This window comes from Paenibacillus koleovorans NBRC 103111, from assembly GCF_004000845.1.
In the GTDB taxonomy this organism is placed as follows: domain Bacteria; phylum Bacillota; class Bacilli; order Paenibacillales; family NBRC-103111; genus Paenibacillus_AA; species Paenibacillus_AA koleovorans.
In genome coordinates this window covers 1-17,367 of record NZ_BIMA01000089.1, presented here as the reverse complement: position 1 = coordinate 17,367, position 17,367 = coordinate 1, and the positions used below count along the sequence as shown (strand labels likewise).

5 protein-coding genes are annotated in these 17,367 nt (G+C 56.4%); all 5 read left to right on the top strand.

Going from position 1 to position 17,367, the window contains the following annotated elements:
• Nucleotides 1-14: 14 nt before the first annotated feature.
• The 5 genes from PKO02S_RS32545 to PKO02S_RS23550 all read left to right on the top strand — a co-directional run bounded on the left by PKO02S_RS32545 (nucleotide 15) and on the right by PKO02S_RS23550 (nucleotide 16,364).
• Nucleotides 15-1,868 carry an S-layer homology domain-containing protein gene (locus PKO02S_RS32545; protein ID WP_164821642.1) on the top strand — a complete coding sequence of 618 codons (1,854 nt, stop codon included), beginning with the start codon at nucleotides 15-17 and terminating at the stop codon, nucleotides 1,866-1,868.
• A 465-nt stretch (nucleotides 1,869-2,333) separates the two neighbouring features.
• A complete protein-coding gene (locus PKO02S_RS23565; RefSeq protein ID WP_127586801.1) occupies nucleotides 2,334-8,918 on the top strand; it encodes a polysaccharide lyase family 8 super-sandwich domain-containing protein in 6,585 nt (2,194 codons plus the stop codon).
• 188 nt (nucleotides 8,919-9,106) lie between these two features.
• Nucleotides 9,107-12,595 (top strand): heparinase II/III domain-containing protein, encoded by a 3,489-nt coding sequence (locus tag PKO02S_RS23560; RefSeq protein WP_164821641.1) that lies wholly within the window; start codon nucleotides 9,107-9,109, stop codon nucleotides 12,593-12,595.
• Between the two features lie 20 nt (nucleotides 12,596-12,615).
• Complete coding sequence (locus PKO02S_RS23555) at nucleotides 12,616-13,938, top strand: glycoside hydrolase family 140 protein (RefSeq protein WP_164821640.1); 1,323 nt, start codon at nucleotides 12,616-12,618, stop codon at nucleotides 13,936-13,938.
• Between the two features lie 74 nt (nucleotides 13,939-14,012).
• Nucleotides 14,013-16,364, top strand: a complete 2,352-nt coding sequence (locus tag PKO02S_RS23550) for a helix-turn-helix domain-containing protein (protein ID WP_127586795.1) — start codon at nucleotides 14,013-14,015, stop codon at nucleotides 16,362-16,364.
• Nucleotides 16,365-17,367 lie beyond the last annotated feature (1,003 nt).

The following is a 17,367-nucleotide window of genomic DNA, read 5'->3' as shown; positions in this document are numbered from 1 at the left end:
AAGGAGGCTTCACAATGAAAAAATGGATGAGGTTCGCGTTGGCTGCAGCACTGGTTCTAGCGATACTCCTGCCTGTTCCGCCTTCTCCCGTTCAGGCAGCGCCTACCTTCTCTTTGGATAAAAATACAGTCAGTGTGGCGCCGGGAGCTACATTTTCCGTTCAGCTTGGCGGTCAGGCTCTGGTTAATCTGTATGCTTACGAGCTCGAGCTGCAGTTCGATCCGGCCAAGCTGGAGTATGTCGACTCCAATCCCTCGCCGCTAGCGCCGGCACAGATGGGGGATACGTTGTATTTGGCGTATTCCAAGATGGGAAATGTTCCGGGCGATAGCGGGAATGTGGCGCTTGTCTCGCTGACATTCAAAGGAAAAACGGCGGGAAGCGCGTCGCTTCTCTTGAGGGCGGTGACGGCGGTGGATGGCGGGTTGAACAAAACCGTCTACTCGGTAAACCAAACGGTTAGCGTTACGGTAACCTCAGGTGGCGGCATAACTCCTACACCAACTCCGACACCTACGCCATCATCGACACCGACCGCGACACCGACTGCGACACCGACCGCAACACCGACCGCGACACCGACCGCAACACCAACTGCGACACCGACCGCAACACCGACCGCAACACCAACTGCGACACCGACCGGAACACCGACTGCAACACCAACGCCTACACCAACGACTACACCAACGCCTACACCTGACAAACATACCGTTACCATTTCTTTGGAGGCGGTGTTTGATCCCTCAACCGGCGAAGCCGTGGCGAAGCTCACCAACGCGGACCTTCAGCAATCGCTGAGCAAGGCGGAGGAAGACAACAAGGGCATGAAACGCGTCGTGCTGGAGCTCACGGAAGTAGCTGGAGCGGGATCCTACGTGCAGGAGCTGCCTGCCGGAGCCCTCGATTCGGGCAACAACAAAACTCGTTTCGAGATTCAGACCCCGCTCGGTACGCTGACAGCACCAGGTAATATGTTCAAGAACACAGAGTTGGATGGGCAACCGGTCTCGCTCTCAATTGGACAGGCCGATAAGAGCGCCCTTAGCGAGGAGACGCGAAGCCAGATAGGCGACCGCCCCGTGTTTGAATTGACTGCGAAGAGCGGGGGGCAAACGATCGAATGGAATAATCCTGGCGCACCCGTCACATTCTCTCTTGCTTACACGCCTACTGCGGAAGAGCTGATGCATCCGAACAAAATTGTCATCTGGTACATCGACTCGCAAGGCAACGTAACGACCGTCCCCAATGGGAAATACGATCCTGTCACAGGCCAGGTGACCTTCAAAACGACTCATTTCAGCACGTACGCAATCGCCTTTGTCCAGAAAAGCTTCGGCGATCTGTCGCATGCAGAGTGGGCGAGAGATTCGATCGAGGTGATGGCGGCCAAAGGGATCGTGCATGGAACCGGGGACAACGAGTTCACCCCAAGCGCCAAGCTGAAGCGGGCGGACTTCACTCTGCTGCTAGTGAGAGCGCTGGAGCTGCACGCCACAGGGAAATCCGGCTTCGATGATGTGCCCGAGCAGGCCTATTACAGTGAAGCGGTATCGATTGCAAACCAGCTTGGTCTGGTACAAGGCAGCGGCGAGAACCGATTCAACCCCGAGGATGAAATCTCCAGACAGGACATGATGGTCATTCTGGCCAGAGCCTTGCTGCTCATCGAACGGCTGGAGGGAACCGCTGGCAGTGTGGAGCTAATTAGATTTACAGACCGAACAGAGATTGCGGACTATGCGGCCGGTCACATCGCGGCACTGGTGAAAGCAGGCTTCGTCGAGGGCAGCGGCAACCGGATTTACCCCACCGACAGTACGACTAGAGCGGAGGCTGCCGTGCTGTTATACAGACTGCTGTAGCGCTTTACACAACTGAACCGTTTGCAAGAAACCGCCCGACAAGGGCGGTTTCTTGCGTCTACTGGACGAATCCAGCTGCCTGCCCGGGATGGCCGAGTTAAGTGGGAGTCGAGAAAATTATCGTTTTTTGTCGGATTGTGTAGTCTGAATGCCACAACCACACGATATTGCACTAGTCAAATAACACGCGAAATCAGCATGATAGACAGACATCACGATTTTACACTAGTGCATGCGTTAGAAATCTGAAATGCTATTTATGTGCAATGTTTGCGCTTACATATTTTAGGGAATTGCAATTGTCATATTTTAAGCGCTTACTTGGTCACGGATTTTCATTACGATAGGAGTTGAAAGAAAGGAAAAGAGGTACCCGAAGTGGCAACAGGCAAGCAGCAACTTGGCAACAGGCAACAACAATCACCAGGGAGACAAAAAAGAACGAAATGGGGATGAGGCATTATTATGAAAAAAACGTTGATCGGCAGTTTGGTGCTGACGATGTTGATCGGGTTGCTATCTAGCTTATTCATACCCGCACCTAAAGCGCAAGCGGCGGATATGGACATCATCAAGCAAAACATCATAGATTACTATACTTACGGCGGCTTGAACGCCAGCGATTCCTATGTTGCCGCAGCGCGGAGCTACATCAACGGCAAAGCCAGCTCCAATATGGCGCTAATGAACTCGAGCGGCGGCTTCACGGATTATTCCTACACCGCAATCCCTACAAGCTCCATCGTCACCGCGACGAACCATTACAACCGTTTGCTGCAGATGGCGTCCGCTTTCCGCATGCAAGGCGGTACATACTATATGAACGCAACGCTTAAGAACAAAATTGAGCTTGGTTTCCAATACATGCAGTCTTGGATCTACAACGGCGCTCCGAAGGTCGGAGGCTGGTTCGAATGGGAGTACGGGATGACCCGCAAGATGGGACCCGCCCTTGTATTGATGCAAGGGTATATCAGCAACTCGATCATGACGCATCAAATTTCGGCGCTCAATTACGCGCTTACGGATCATTTACACGGCTATGATGTGGAGGTTCAGGGGGCAGGCACGAACGATATTTGGACGACAACCGCCCATACGTTCTATGCCGCTCTCACAGGCAATACAACCCGGATGCAGGACATTTACGACTTCATCTGCGACCGTATCGTGCCCGATGAGACACTGGCCCTGAAGGAATTGTATCCGCCTGAGACTCACGGTCAAGCCTACAAGTACTATGAGTTTATTAAACCGGATTACAGCTATCATGCGCATGCCAACATTTTGTACACCGGCGGTTATGGCGATTCCTTCGCGCGCGATGCCGTCAAGCTGCAGATGTTCTTGAAAAATACAGCCTACTCCATGACCGCTCGGTCGATCGCTACAATTGTCGACTACATGCTGGAAGGCTACAACTGGATGCTGAACGACCGCAACATCGATATGTCCGCCAGCGGCCGCGAGCTGTCGCTGAAAACGTTCAGCGCCTCCTTCGGCTTCTACGGTACGCTTGCCCTCATCAGCTTGCCCGGAGTACCGCGATACAATGAGCTGATCGCGATGGCGAAGAGGCTTTTTACCGAGTTCTCCGACAGTCCGCTGGTGTTCAACGACTATGACCACTTCCCGGGATCGGTCAACACTGTACTGAACTCCAGTGTGCCGGAGCAAGTGCTGACCGGTCATAAGCATTTCCAATATTCCGATTTCACCGTTCACCGCGATGCCGACTTCTATGCATCCGTCAAGATGGTATCGAGACGAACGAAGAGCGGCGAGAACACGAGCAATCAAGGCAAGAAGTTCTACAACGTGTCGGACGGCGTCTTCTATTTGATGTACGACGGCAATGAGTACTGGAAGGGCAATGTCCGTGCGGCAATGAACTGGGACCGGCTGCCCGGGACTACGGTTGAGGTGTTCAATCGGGGAATCAACGATAGCCGCTTCTCCGAGTACGGGGAGAAAAACTTTACAGGCGGAGCGTATGGCGACACCTACGGCGTAAGCGCTTTCGATCATGGAGCCCAAGGCTCCGTGCTGGAAGCGAAGAAGAGCTATTTCTTCTTCGATGACGAAATCGTGTTCCTCGGCAGCAACATCAATACGCCGTCCGGCAACACGACCGAAACGATCGTAACGCAATGGCCATTGTCGGCTTCGTCTGTACCGCTTTATGTGAATGGGACGAACGTGTCCAGCTCGATGGGGTGGAGCTCCACGTTGTCCGGAACGACATGGGCGTCATCGGACAATACGGGGTATTACTTCCCGGGCGGGCAGACGATCAAGGCGAATCGATTGACGCAATCCGGCGCGTGGTCCGACCTGCGGGACGGTCAGAACTCTACTCCGGTTACACAAGACTTCCTCACGCTGTACTATGATCATGGGGCGAACGCGAGCAATCAAAGCTATAGCTATGCGGTTGTACCGAACGTCACCAATGCGCAGATGGCTTCGTATGCCGGCTCGAGCCCGTATTCCGTATTGGCACAAACTAGCACTGTACATGCAGTCAAGGATGCCAGCACCAACGCGGTCGGAGCCGTATTCTGGGCCGCCAGCAATGTGGATATCGTGACGGTGAATCAGCCGAGCATCGTGTACTACCGCGAGAACGGCGGCAATTTCGAGCTGTCGCTGAACAATCCGGAGCATACGACCAAGACGATTACCGTAACGGTCAACAAAGTATTGTCCAATGCTCAACTGCCCGCAGGCGTGTCGATGACGCCAAGCGGCTCGAATACGATCCTGACGTTCAATACGGAAAAAGGAAATAATTATCACGCTAAGTTCACTGTAGGAGCAGGCTCCGGAGCGCCTTCCGCACCGAGCGGACTGGCAGCAACGGCAGGCAACGCTCAAGTGTCGCTCACATGGAATGCCTCCAGCGGTGCGACTAGCTATACAGTCAAACGTTCGACGACAAGCGGGTCGGGGTACTCGAACGTGCAAACCGGCATTACCGGCACCAGCTTTGTCGATACGGGCCGCACGAACGGAACGACCTACTATTATGTAGTGACGGCGACGAACTCGAGCGGGACAAGCTCCAACTCGTCTCAAGCGAGCGCAACCCCTGTCGCTCCGCCATCGGCCCCGACCGGATTGGGAGCTACGCCGGGCGATGCGCAAGTGGCGCTCAGCTGGAGCGCAGTAGGCGGGGCTAGCGGCTACACCGTGAAGCGCTCGCTGACAAGCGGCGGGCCATACGCCACGATCGCAAGCGGACTCGGTTCAACGAGCTACACCAATACGGGTCTGTCGAACGGCACCACGTATTATTATGTGGTCTCGGCGACTAACGCGGGTGGTGAGGGCTCTAATTCCTCGCAAGTCAGCGGAACTCCGGCAGGCGGCACCACAACGGCGTTGAACGAGATTTTCGATGCGATGACAACGGACACGGTCCCTACGGGCTGGACGATTGTGGAACCAACTTCTACGGATGTACGGGTAAAAGAAGTTCCTAGCGCTGGGGACAAGAGCATGTATATATGGGACGGCAATTCGACGGCGGTCTCGGGGATTGCTTCGGCTTTGAAAACATTTACCTCACAGTCTGGAACGAATGTGACGGCGGAATGGAAGTACAGAGGAAACTCGTCGACAGGCGACGTGATTCACTTCGCGCTTCGCAGCGGGGCTAACAATGCGGTTGAGCTGCACCACAACAACGGTAATCTGGTGTGGCGCGACGCCTCAGGCGTTGACTCGACCGTGCAGGCGTTGACGACCAATACTTGGTACACGATTAAGCTGGTCATCAACACGACGACCAAGTCGTATGACATCTATGTAGATGGTGTGTTGCAGGTAACCGGAGCCGACTTCCGGAACACGACTCCGACGAGTATCGATACGTTCTATGTCGCCTCCGGCGATACGACGGTCGTGCAAGCGTATGTGGACAGCGTGAAAGTAAATGTGCCTTCGGTATCGCCCCCTTCCCAGCCTACAGGTCTGGCAGCTGTGGCAGGCAACGGGCAAGTGGCGCTGAGCTGGAACGCCGTCAGTGGAGCGACCAGCTACACGCTGAAGCGAGCAACGACGAGCGGCGGTCCTTATACGGTCGCGCAATCGGGGATTACGACGACCAGCTATACGGACACCGGCTTAACGGCTGGTACGACCTACTACTATGTGCTGTCCGCAACGAATGCGGGAGGCGAAGGCGCCAACTCCGCTCAAGTGCTGGCAACACCGCTTTCTCCGCCGGCTGCACCTGCCGGTCTGGTCGCGGTGCCAGGCAATACGCAGGTTGAGCTTAGCTGGAACGCCGTCAGCGATGCAATCAGCTATAAGGTGAAGCGCTCGACAACGAGCGGCGGGCCATACACGACAGTAGCTTCCGATGTGACAGCAACAACCTTCACGAACAACGGCTTGACGAACAGCACCGCATACTACTATGTCGTTTCTGCCATCAATGAGGTCGGTGAAAGCGTGAACTCGTCGCAAGTCAGCGCAACGCCGGTAAGCAGCGGCTCGACCGTTGTGTTGAGCGAACTGTTCGACGGGCTGACGACTGGAACGACGCCTTCCGGCTGGACAACTTCGGAGCCGAGCTCGACCGATGTCACGGTAGCGGAGAGTCCAAGCGCGACAGACAAGAGCATGTTCATCTGGGACGGCAATTCCACCGCCTCGACCGGCGTCGTCTCCGCGACCAAAACCTTTACCGCGCAATCCGGTACCAACGTAAATGTAGAATGGAAGTTCAAAGGCAATGCGTCTTCGGCGAACAACCTGACGTTTGCCATCCGCAGCAGTTCGACGAACGCAGCCGAGTTGGTAGTCACGAACGGCAACCTGGTGTGGCGCAATAGCTCGGGTACGGATACGGTCGTGCAAGCAACGGCGCTCAGCACTTGGTACTCGGTAAAACTAGTCATGAACACATCGGCTAAAACTTACGACATCTATGTGGATAATGTGTTGAAGGTGTCTGGCGCGGGCTTCCGCAATGCAGCGCCGACCAGTGTGAACACTTTCCATGTAGCATCCGGCGACACATCCGTCGTCCTGGCATATGTCAACGATGTGAAAGTAACGGTCCCATCCGCCGGCTCGGCACCTGCCGCTCCGACTGGACTGGCGACTGTGGCGAGCAGCGGGCAAGTCGCCCTGAGCTGGAGCGCTTCCGCCGGTGCGACCTCGTATACGGTCAAACGTTCCACTACGAGCGGCTCGGGGTATTCCAATGTGCAGACCGGCATTACAGGCACTAGCTATACGAATGGCACGCTGACGAACGGCACGACCTATTACTTCGTCGTAACGGCATCGAATGCCGGCGGGGAAAGCGCCGCCTCTACGGAGGCTAGCGGAACTCCGATCGCAGCGCCTGGCGCACCGACCGGTGTGACCGCCTTTGGCGGCGCAGGTCAAATCACCTTGAGCTGGACGCCGTCGAGCGGCGCGGCTTCCTATACCGTGAAGCGTTCGACAACTAGCGGTTCCGGCTATGTCGATATCCAAACCGGCCTTACGGCAGCGGAATATACCGACACAAGCGTAACGAATGGGACGACTTACTACTATGTAGTGTCCGCTGTGAATGCTGGCGGCACTAGCTCCAACTCCTCGCAAGCGAGTGCGATGCCGAGCAATCTGGGCGTCATTTGGAGCGAGACGTTCGACGGCATGACGACCGGCGCTCAGCCTACCGGATGGACCTCCACCGAAGACAGCTCCTCGGATGTGCAGATCGAAGAGTCGAAGAGCGCAACGGACAAGAGCATCTGGATCTGGGACGGCAACGCGTCCGGCATCGCGACGACGAAGAAGGCGTTCACGTCGCAGTCCGGCACGAATATTGTGGTGGAATGGCAGTTCAAAGGCCATGCTACGGCGGACGTAGCCTTCCAATTTGCAGTAAGAAACAATACAACAAGCGCGGCGGAGCTGTATCTCAAGAACGGCGGGCTCTACTGGCGCAACAGCGCGGGCACCGACTCGCTTGCGGCTACGACCGTCGCAGGCACTTGGTATGACGTGAAGCTCGTTCTGAATACATCGACGAAGAAATACGACATTTATTTCGACGAAGAGCTGGTCGTATCGCAAGCCGGCTTCCGCAACACGGGCGTCACCAGCGTCGATACGTTCTATCTGGCCAGCGGCACTACGCCGACCGGACAGTTCCGAGTCGATAACGTGAAAGTCAGCTCGCCGACGGGAACAGCCGCGCCGGCAGCGCCGACGAATCTCGTAGCATCGCCGGGCAATGCGCAAATAGGCCTGACATGGGATGCGGTGACGGGAGCGACCAGTTACACGGTCAAGCGCTCAACCACGAGCGGCTCCGGGTATTCCAATGTGCAAACCGGCATTACCGCTACCAGCTTTACGAACACAAGCTTGACCAACGGAACCACCTACTATTACGTGGTATCCGCCTTCAACGGCGCGACGGAGAGCCCGAACTCGGCTGAGGTCGGCGCCACGCCTGCAGGCATCCCGACGGTAGTCTTGAACGAGACGTTCGACAGCATGACGACCGACACCGTGCCGACAGGCTATACGATCAACGAACCGGCTTCGACGGACGTGAGGGTCAAGGGAGTTCCAAGCGCAACCGATAAGAGCATGTACATCTGGGATGGCAATACAACGGCGAGCACCGGTACCGCTTCCGCGACCAAATCGTTCACTTCTCAGACCGGCACGAACCTTACCGTGGAGTGGCAATACAGAAGCAACTCCGACGCCGCCAGCACCTTGCAGTTTGCCGTGCGCAGCAGCAGTACGAGCGCAGCCGAGCTCTACGTCTCGAACGGGAACTTGGTATGGCGCAATAGCTCGGGGACCGATGCAACCGTTCAGGCTGTTTCTACAAACACTTGGTATGCGGTTAAATTAGTTATCAATACGACAGCCAAAACTTACAACATCTATGTGGACGGCGTGCTGAAAATATCGGGAGCCGGTTTCCGCAATGCGGCGCCGACATCGATCGACACGTTCCATGCGGCAAGCAACGACGTATCCGTCGGCCAGTACTACATCGACGACATCGTCGTCACGAAGCCTTAACGGCTCTGGGATCGCAGGAAGATCAGCTTTATTCGGAAACATAAGCAGGGGGCCGGATTCGGCCCTCTGCTTGTTTCCGCCAAGGGCCGGAGTGAAGCAAAGTCCAAAGTTTACACTTTCCGATATCGGCTCAAGTATGAGAGGATCTAGGCAAAGTTATGCTCGGCGGTAGTAGGGGGGATGGCAATATGGGGAGCATCGAGACTAGAGGAGCAATGAGCTTCCGAACGAATGGGGATGTGGAATGGCATTCCGAATGGAAGCCGATCGAGAATAGGCAAGAGTGTATCTACGGGTGTGAGCTCGTCTGGAAAGCGGCGGCAGGGGTCACGATGTCGCCTGGCGGTTATTTGACTCGCGGGGTGAAGGGCGGAGTACGTCAGGACGTCCCGTACGTGGACCGACTTGGCACAGCGTCTAAAATGTCGGACGGGGAGCTGCAGTCCGTGCGATTGGAAGTGTTTGTGAAGAGCGGATGCTCAGATCTGCAGGTTCGATTCCGGTTCTCAGGAACGGGACCTGTCGAGATTGAAGAGCTGCGCTGGGTGGAAGGCGGGTTTCCGGATAATCCGCCTTACTATGGATGGCCGTACACAGACTGGATCGAGTCGTTGAAGGCGGTTCCGGCGTATGAGCAATCGGTCGGCTTCCCGGGCCCGACGGCGGGGCAACATCAGGCTGAGGCGCTGGAACTGTCGGAGGAAGCGAAAGCTTATTTGACGCTTTCTGAAGAGACGATCATGGATCTCGTTCCCGAACGAAGGCCCTTGCCGACGTATATGTACGATAAGGTGCCCTTCCAGTGGAGCATTGCCGAGCCGGACATGTTGCGTGACGGGAAAGGCGATCCGTTCGATTTCGAGCGGCTGTATCCGGTGACGGGCGAGGAGACGGTTGAAACGGTTCATGGCGGACGCATAAAGTATCCCTACCATGAGCTGGCTGAACAAGGCGCGCTTCCTAACAAGCGGCTATACTTGGATCAATTCATGACGGAGGCGCGTTTCTGGCGCATGACATCGGCCATGCTGGAGCTGTCCCGGTACGCCTCGCAGACCGGGGACGAACAGGTTGCGCTGCGAGCGGCAGCTATCCTCGGCGCCTACGGCGGGGTCGTTCCCGACTGGCCGGTATACGGCATGACGGATTATAACTCGTACGACGACCGGTTTTATCCGCCGGATACGTATGAGCTGTGGTTTACTTTCGTGTGGGATCGCTGGTACACGCCGGCAACGGGCCGATTGATCGGATTGTTCGCGGAAGCTTACGATCTGCTGAGGCCTTTTGCCTCCGCATGGGATCGCATCGCTGAGATTGGCGGGCGCCACGCCAGGCAGGATGCTGCCGATATGCTGCTGCACATTTGCCGCATGTCGCTGAAGTACGATGCTTACAATCGCAACGACATCTGGAAGTTTTACCACAATACGATCGGCTCTCAACTGAGAGGCCTTATTCAGGCAGGCAAGGCGATCGGATGCCCGGAGCTGGTGCACTATGCGGCTCACAAGGCTTATGGGGCTTTCAATTATTTGCTCATGTCGGACGGGATGTTCCCGGAGAGCGTCAGCTATTTGCATGATTTGGTCGGGGGAATCGGGAGAGCGCTGTCGTATGCGGCGGGTTATTCGGATCCTCCGCAGTACGTCTCGACGTTGGAACGCAGCCGCTTCGACCGCTTCGACATTCGCAGCTTCATTCCGTCAATCGCCGTAGCCGAGTCCATCATAGACCGATTGAGGTTTCCGGACGGCTCGCTGACCACGATCCACGACACATGGGCGGAGACGGTCTATGAGAACAATCGCAAGCAGCCGCCTGAGAAGCCCCAGCTGAAGTCGGGGACGATCGAGAGCTATCTGCTCCCGGACTTCGGCCATGCGATACTGGGGCAAGGCCGCTATCCGGACGGCTCCGAGGCGCACTTGCACTATAGCGGCTGCTACGGACACGAGCATTACGATATGCTGAACATCGGGGTGTGGGCATACGGTGATGAATTGGCGTCCGACTTGGGCTACACCCATCTTGGCGGCTACATCAAGAGCACCGCCTCGCACAATCTCGTCATGCTGGACGGTCAAAGCCAGCACAAGACAGCCTGCGGCGATTTGCTCCGCTGGTATCCCGGCTCGAGCGGCTCTCTTCAAACGGTGCAGGCGCAATCGTCGGAAGCGTACCCTCAGGCGGAAACGTATCGTCGATTGCTAATTGCCGTACCCGTCACCGCAGCCGGGCAGCCGGTCTACCTCGATGTGTTCGAGGTAGTCGGCGGCACGCGCCACGACTGGATGGCGAACGGCTGCGCGGATTACGACCAGCGTGTAGATACGAGTCTCGACATATGCGAGGAACGCGACAATCTGGCTGCGGACGGCGTGCCTTACGTGCCGATCGTCGGAGAGAAACGCAGCTCCTATATGGATCCGCCGCTGCCGACAGACGCACCGGGCGAGGAGAGCGTCTACTGGGCTGCATTCCGTGAAGCTCGAATCGCAAGGCCGGCTGCGGAGGAGCCTTGGCAACTAACGTTCGCCCCGCTGCATCAGGAAGGCGAGATTGGCCCAGGACTGTCGCCGCGAGCCGCTGAACGCAGGCTGGGACCAAGCCTAAGGCTGCACTGGCTCGCTCCCGCCGAAGGAGAAGAAGTCATGCTGTGCCGGGCGCCGCGCAACCGCTACTACAAGGAGATGAGCTTCCTGAAGGAAGCGATGGGCAGCTGGACGCAGCTGACGATGCCCAAGGTCATCGTTCGCCGCCAAAAGCCTCAGCCGGAAACGGGCGGAATCGAGCTTGCCGAGCCGCAGCCCTTGTCCAGCCGCTTCGTAGCCCTGTGGGAGCCGTTTCCCGGCGACGAGCCGCTCGTGAGTCAAGCCGCGCTGCTCCCCGGTGACCCCGGCTTCGGCGGCGTCGGGGTCCGAGTCGAGGGACGAGACGGCACTCGATCGACCGTGCTGTACAACGCCGCTGCCGGAGAGACTAGCGGAGCCGGAGACCTCAGCTCCGACAGCGCGATCGCATCGGCCGTGGAGATGGCCGAAGGGCTGCGCCTCTTGCTGGAGATGGTCGACGGCAGCTATATCCAATCCGGCTCGATCCGCCTGGAACGCAGCCGTACCCCGGCGCTCGAGCTGATCGGCACCGAGCGGCAAGGAGAGGACTACGCGCTGATCGTACGCGGGGAAGAGGCGGATTGGGCCCAGCTTACCCAATGCGATCCGAACCCGCTTGGCCGGCATCTCGCCGTCCGACAGCCGGGACGCTCAGCGCGCTGGATTCCTTTTCGCGAAGTGAGCTATACCGGCAACGGCGAAGGGCGAATTTGGCTCGACCGCAATCCGGGTTTTCAATACACAGCCGGCGGCAGGCTTACCGAAACCTGTTACCCTTACCGAAGCTGGCGGGCGGAAGCGAGCATCCATTTCCAATCCGAGCTGCGAGCGGAGCTGAATTATTCGGAGGACGGGCAGCTTAACCGCATAAGCGTGGTGGCGGAAACTCCTGTTCACGTGACGCTAACTGGCAACTTTGTCGGCGACCCAGTCTTGGTCTCGGCATGTAAACGTATCCCGATTGCTGCGGCACGCCAACCTGACGGGAACGGCCTACTGCGGTTCGTCCTTCCACCTGCTACGGGATCAGATCCCGGATGGACGCTACAAGCAAATGAATGAATGGCAAGGAGGCCAACGTGATGAGCAAGGAGACGAAAGTGAAAGCGGATGACGCGTATTTAAGCGTATCGAAGGAAGGAAGGACACTGCGGACGAGGGACGGGCAGCCGTTTTTTTGGCTGGGAGACACTGCATGGTCTTGCCCCGGCAAAGCTTCGATGGAAGAATGGCGCCGCTATGTAGACGTTCGAGCCTCGCAAGGCTTCAACGTGCTGCAGCTCAATTCGCTGCCTCAGCATGACGCCACGAAGCCGATCCTGAAAGGAAGCCGGCCGTTCGAATGGCAAGGCGACCAATTGTGGGATTACGATACGATCCTTTCGGATTATTTCGACCGTCTGGACCGCATGATCGAATATGCGAATGACAAAGGCATAGTGATTGCCATCGTCGTCATCTGGTTTTACCAAATTCCGCATGCGAAACGAAAGGGCCGCCCTCTCCGTCACGGTATGACATTGGAGCAAGCCAAGACGTATGCGCGGTTTCTCGTGGGCCGGCTGCAGGAGCGCAATGTGATCTGGGTTATCAGCGGCGACGACGATTTCGAGGAGGAGGGCATTACGGACTTCTATGACGCCATCGGCCGCGAGGTGAAGGAGACGGACGGCCGGGGCCGTTTGATCACAACCCATCCGGCCTATATGAGCGGCGCTTATTTTCACGATAAATCATGGCTCGACTTCAATTGGGTGCAGAGCTCGCATCATGGGGAGGAGCAGGACAAGGCGTACTTGTACGTCCGTGAGGAGTGGCGTCGCACGCCGGCCAAACCCGTCGTCAATTCCGAGCCTTGTTATGAAGGCTTTCCGGCATGGGGCTTGCGCGAGGATACGTTCAATCGGCGGGACGTTCGCCGGGCCTGCTGGTGGAGCGTGCTGGAGGGCGGGCTCGTAGGGATTACATACGGGGCCGAGGGCGTATGGAACTGGACTTGTCCCGGAGAGACGAGGCAGGATCGCAAACCCGAGCACTTGACGACGTGGGAGGAGGCGCTGCTGTTCCCGGGGGCGGAGGATTTGGCCCGGATGAAGGCGATTATGACTTCCTATGCTTGGTGGACACTGGAGCCTGCACCGTCTAGGCTGGTGTCCACTCCGTCGAGCTACACGCCGGTCGCTGCGTCAGCCGATGCCAAGCTTCTTATGGCGTATTTACCGGACGGCGAGGCGATCGAGCTCGATTTGACCGGAGTGCCTGCGTCGGCGACAGCTCGTTGGATGCATCTGGAACGAGGCGAAATATTGCCGTTCGAATGGCCTGAGACTTCTGCCGGCCAATCGGTCCGTTTATCACCTCCAGATCTTACCAGCGACTACTTGCTCCTTTTAGCTGCGGATTGAAAAGGGGAACTCCCGCCGGACGGCGAACCATACACACATAGCAAAAGACACGATAGAAAAAGGGGAGAAGCTCTATGCACAGATTCAGGACGTATATCAACCGCAAATATTTGCTGCGCATATTGTTATCGGTGTCGTTGTTCATTGTGGCAGTCCTCTCGATAGCGGCATTCACCTTGTTCCAGAGCGCCCAGCAAACCGTGCTGAAGACTCATCGAGAAGAAAACCAGAAGGTCCTCAGCCAGGTCGGCTACAATATCGATTTCATGAATACGATCATCAAAAATATGGCGGTCACCTCCTTCGCCGACCCTGAGCTCGCTTTGCTGATGCTTACCCGTCAGAACGAGGATCTGGTGCTCCATGCCGAGCATTTGAACAATTTGGCAGCGATCAACCCGTTCATTCATTCCGTCGTCGTGTACAACGGCCCGCTGAACAAGTATTTGGTGAATACGACTACGTCCTCGTCCATCGACAACGGCAACATCGTCAAGGCAATCGATACGTTCGTCAACGCCCCGCATTCGGAATCGTTCGGAATGAAGTTCATTCCGCTTTCCTTCGACCCATCCGGAACGAAGCCGGTTTCCGACTCGAAGGATCATGTGCTCTCGTTGTTTATTTACGACACGTACGGCAAGTATACGCCCGGCAAAAGCTTTTTCGTAGTCAACGTTCGCCACGACTGGCTGTTCGACAATATCAAGCTGATCAACGGACTGGGCGGGAACACGAATAGTGAGGTTGCGGTACTGGATCAAGGCGGCTTTCTCTTCGGATCGGGCGATCGATTGCCTGCCCCTGCGGAGACCGTACGGGCTGCGCTGGATACATATATTTCGCGCAACGGCCAATCGTTCGATTCACTCAAGCTGAAGCATGGGGGGCAGGAATTTCTGCTCTCGTATCTGGAGACGGCTTCCACAGGCTGGCGTATCATCACGATGAAAAATTACGATTTAGTGTACGGTCACGTCACGGAGCTGCGGAACACATGGATCGTGGTCACCCTGCTGTTCTTGATCGCTTCCGTCTTGGCCTCCTTCTGGATTTCGTATAAGCTGTACCGTCCCGTCCTCGGGTTGATGCAGCAAATCAGGCCCACAGACCGTGGCGATCCGGACGATCAGCTTCCGGACTCTCGAGACGAGCTGGCTTATATGTCGCATGTGTACAGCCATCTTAGCGATGAGCTGAGCAGCATGAGACAGCTGCAGTCCAACCAGAAGACGATCGTAGACAATTACTATTTGCGCCGACTGATCGGCAATAGCGCGCTAGTCACCGCCGAAGAGTTCCACTCCTCGGTGGAGCAGGGGCATTTCCGTTTCTCCAGCGAGTCGTCGTTCGTAGTAGGCGTGCTGAAGCTGGACGGAAGCCGCAAGCTGCTGGACGCCTCGGTCAACCAGAAGAAGCTTTACGTCTTCGCGCTCGCCAATATTGCCGAGGAAATTATTTTGCGTTCGTTTCCTTGTCAGCTGGCGGAGATGACCGGCGATCATCTGGCAATTGTCATCGCGCTGGATCCGGAGGCCGGCGAGGAAGTATTCGATACGATCGCGATTAGGTTCGCCGAGGTTCGCGAAGCCATGCTGGCCTACTACGACATCTCGGTGACGGCGGCCGTCAGCACCATCGCGGACAACTATGCTTCGATCACCGATTGTTACACGGAGGCGATGCAGCATGCGATGTATCGGCTTGTGTTCGGACGGGGGAGCGTGATTACTCCGGGACTGGTCAACGGGCAGCTAGGCGACATCCATTCGCAGCATTTGACGGCGGATTCGATCAAGCGGCTGGGCGACACGATCAAGCTTCAAGACGCGGAGAAGGCGTGCCAGATTTTGGACAAAATGTTCGAGGAAATGGCTTCGTTCCAATACGAGAACATCGTACACTCCTTGCTGAATATCATGGTCACGACCAACGTGGCGATCGGCGTCATGAACACGAACAAGCTGCAGGGCATCTACGTGGATCTGAATGCGGTGCAAGTCGAGCTGTTCCAGAAGGAAACGCTGGACGAGATGAAGGACGTCCTGCAGACGCTGTACCGCGAGACGCTCAAGAAGCTGCCGCAGGAAGAGAAAACCGAGCTGCTGCTGGAGACGATCAAGGATCTGATCGAGCAGAACTACACGGATCAGAACCTGTGCGTGCAGTCGATCGCCGATATGCTCAAGATGTCGTCGAACTACATCGGCCGCTGCTTCCGGCAGCACGAATCGCTCGCGGTCAACGAGTACATCATCGACGTCCGGCTGAACCATGCGCTGAAGCTGCTGGAGAACAAGAACACCAACATCAACATCATTATGGAGAAGGTCGGTTTCTCCAATCGCAGCTACTTTTTCAAGCTATTCAAGAAAAAGTTCGGTACGACCCCGAAGGAGTATCGCATGAAGAAGGGGATCGTGTAGGTGGTTGTTAGAATAGCCCGGCGCTGGTGAGAGCAGTCCAGCCCGGGCTTTTTGCGCGCCAAGCCACTCGTTTCAGCAGAAATAGTTCGATTCGAGTACCATCTCCGCGTAGATCCACCCGTTTCAGCAGAGTTAGTTCGATTCGAGTACCATCTCCGCGTCAAGCCACCCGTTTCAGCAGAGTTAGTTCGATTCGAGTACAATCTCCGCGTCAAGCCATTCGTTTCAGCAGAGTTAGTTCGATTCTAGTACCATCTCCGCGTCAAGCCATTCGTTTCAGCAGAGTTAGTTCGATTCGAGTACCATCACCGCGTCGATTCACCCGTTTCAGCAAAATTAGTTCGATTCGAGTACAATCTCCGCGTCAAGCCATTCGTTTCAGCAGAGTTAGTTCGATTCTAGTACCATCTCCGCGCCAAGCCAGCCGTTTCAGCAAAATTAGTTTGATTCGAGTACCATCTCCGCGTCGATCCACCCGTTTCAGCAGAGTTAGTTCGATTCGAGTACCATCTCCGCACCGATTCACCCGACTGATGAAATTTAGCCGGTTTGGACGAGCAACTCGGTGCTGGGAGCGGTGGGAGGAGCCGAATTAGTCGGTTTGGACGAGCAACTCGGTGCTGGGAGCGGTGGGAGGAGCGGAATTAGCAGGTTTGGACGAGCAACTCGTTGCTGGGGCGGTGGGAGGAGCCGAATTAGCCGGCTTGGACGAGCAACTCGTTGCTGGGGCGGTGGGAGGAGCGGAATTAGTCGGTTTGGACGAGCAACTCGTTGCTAAGGCGGTGGGAGGAGCCGAATTAGTCGGCTTGGACGAGCAACTCGGTGCCGGGAGCGGAATTAGCCGGTTAGGACGAGCAACTCGGTGCTAGGAGCGGGATTGGAACTGAATTAGTCGGTTTGAACGAGCAATTCGGTGCTAGGAGCACAATTCACCGGTTTGGCCAAAGTAACCATAAAAAAAGTACCGCCACAACCCAAAGTAGAACCGAAGAGGGCAGGTGGC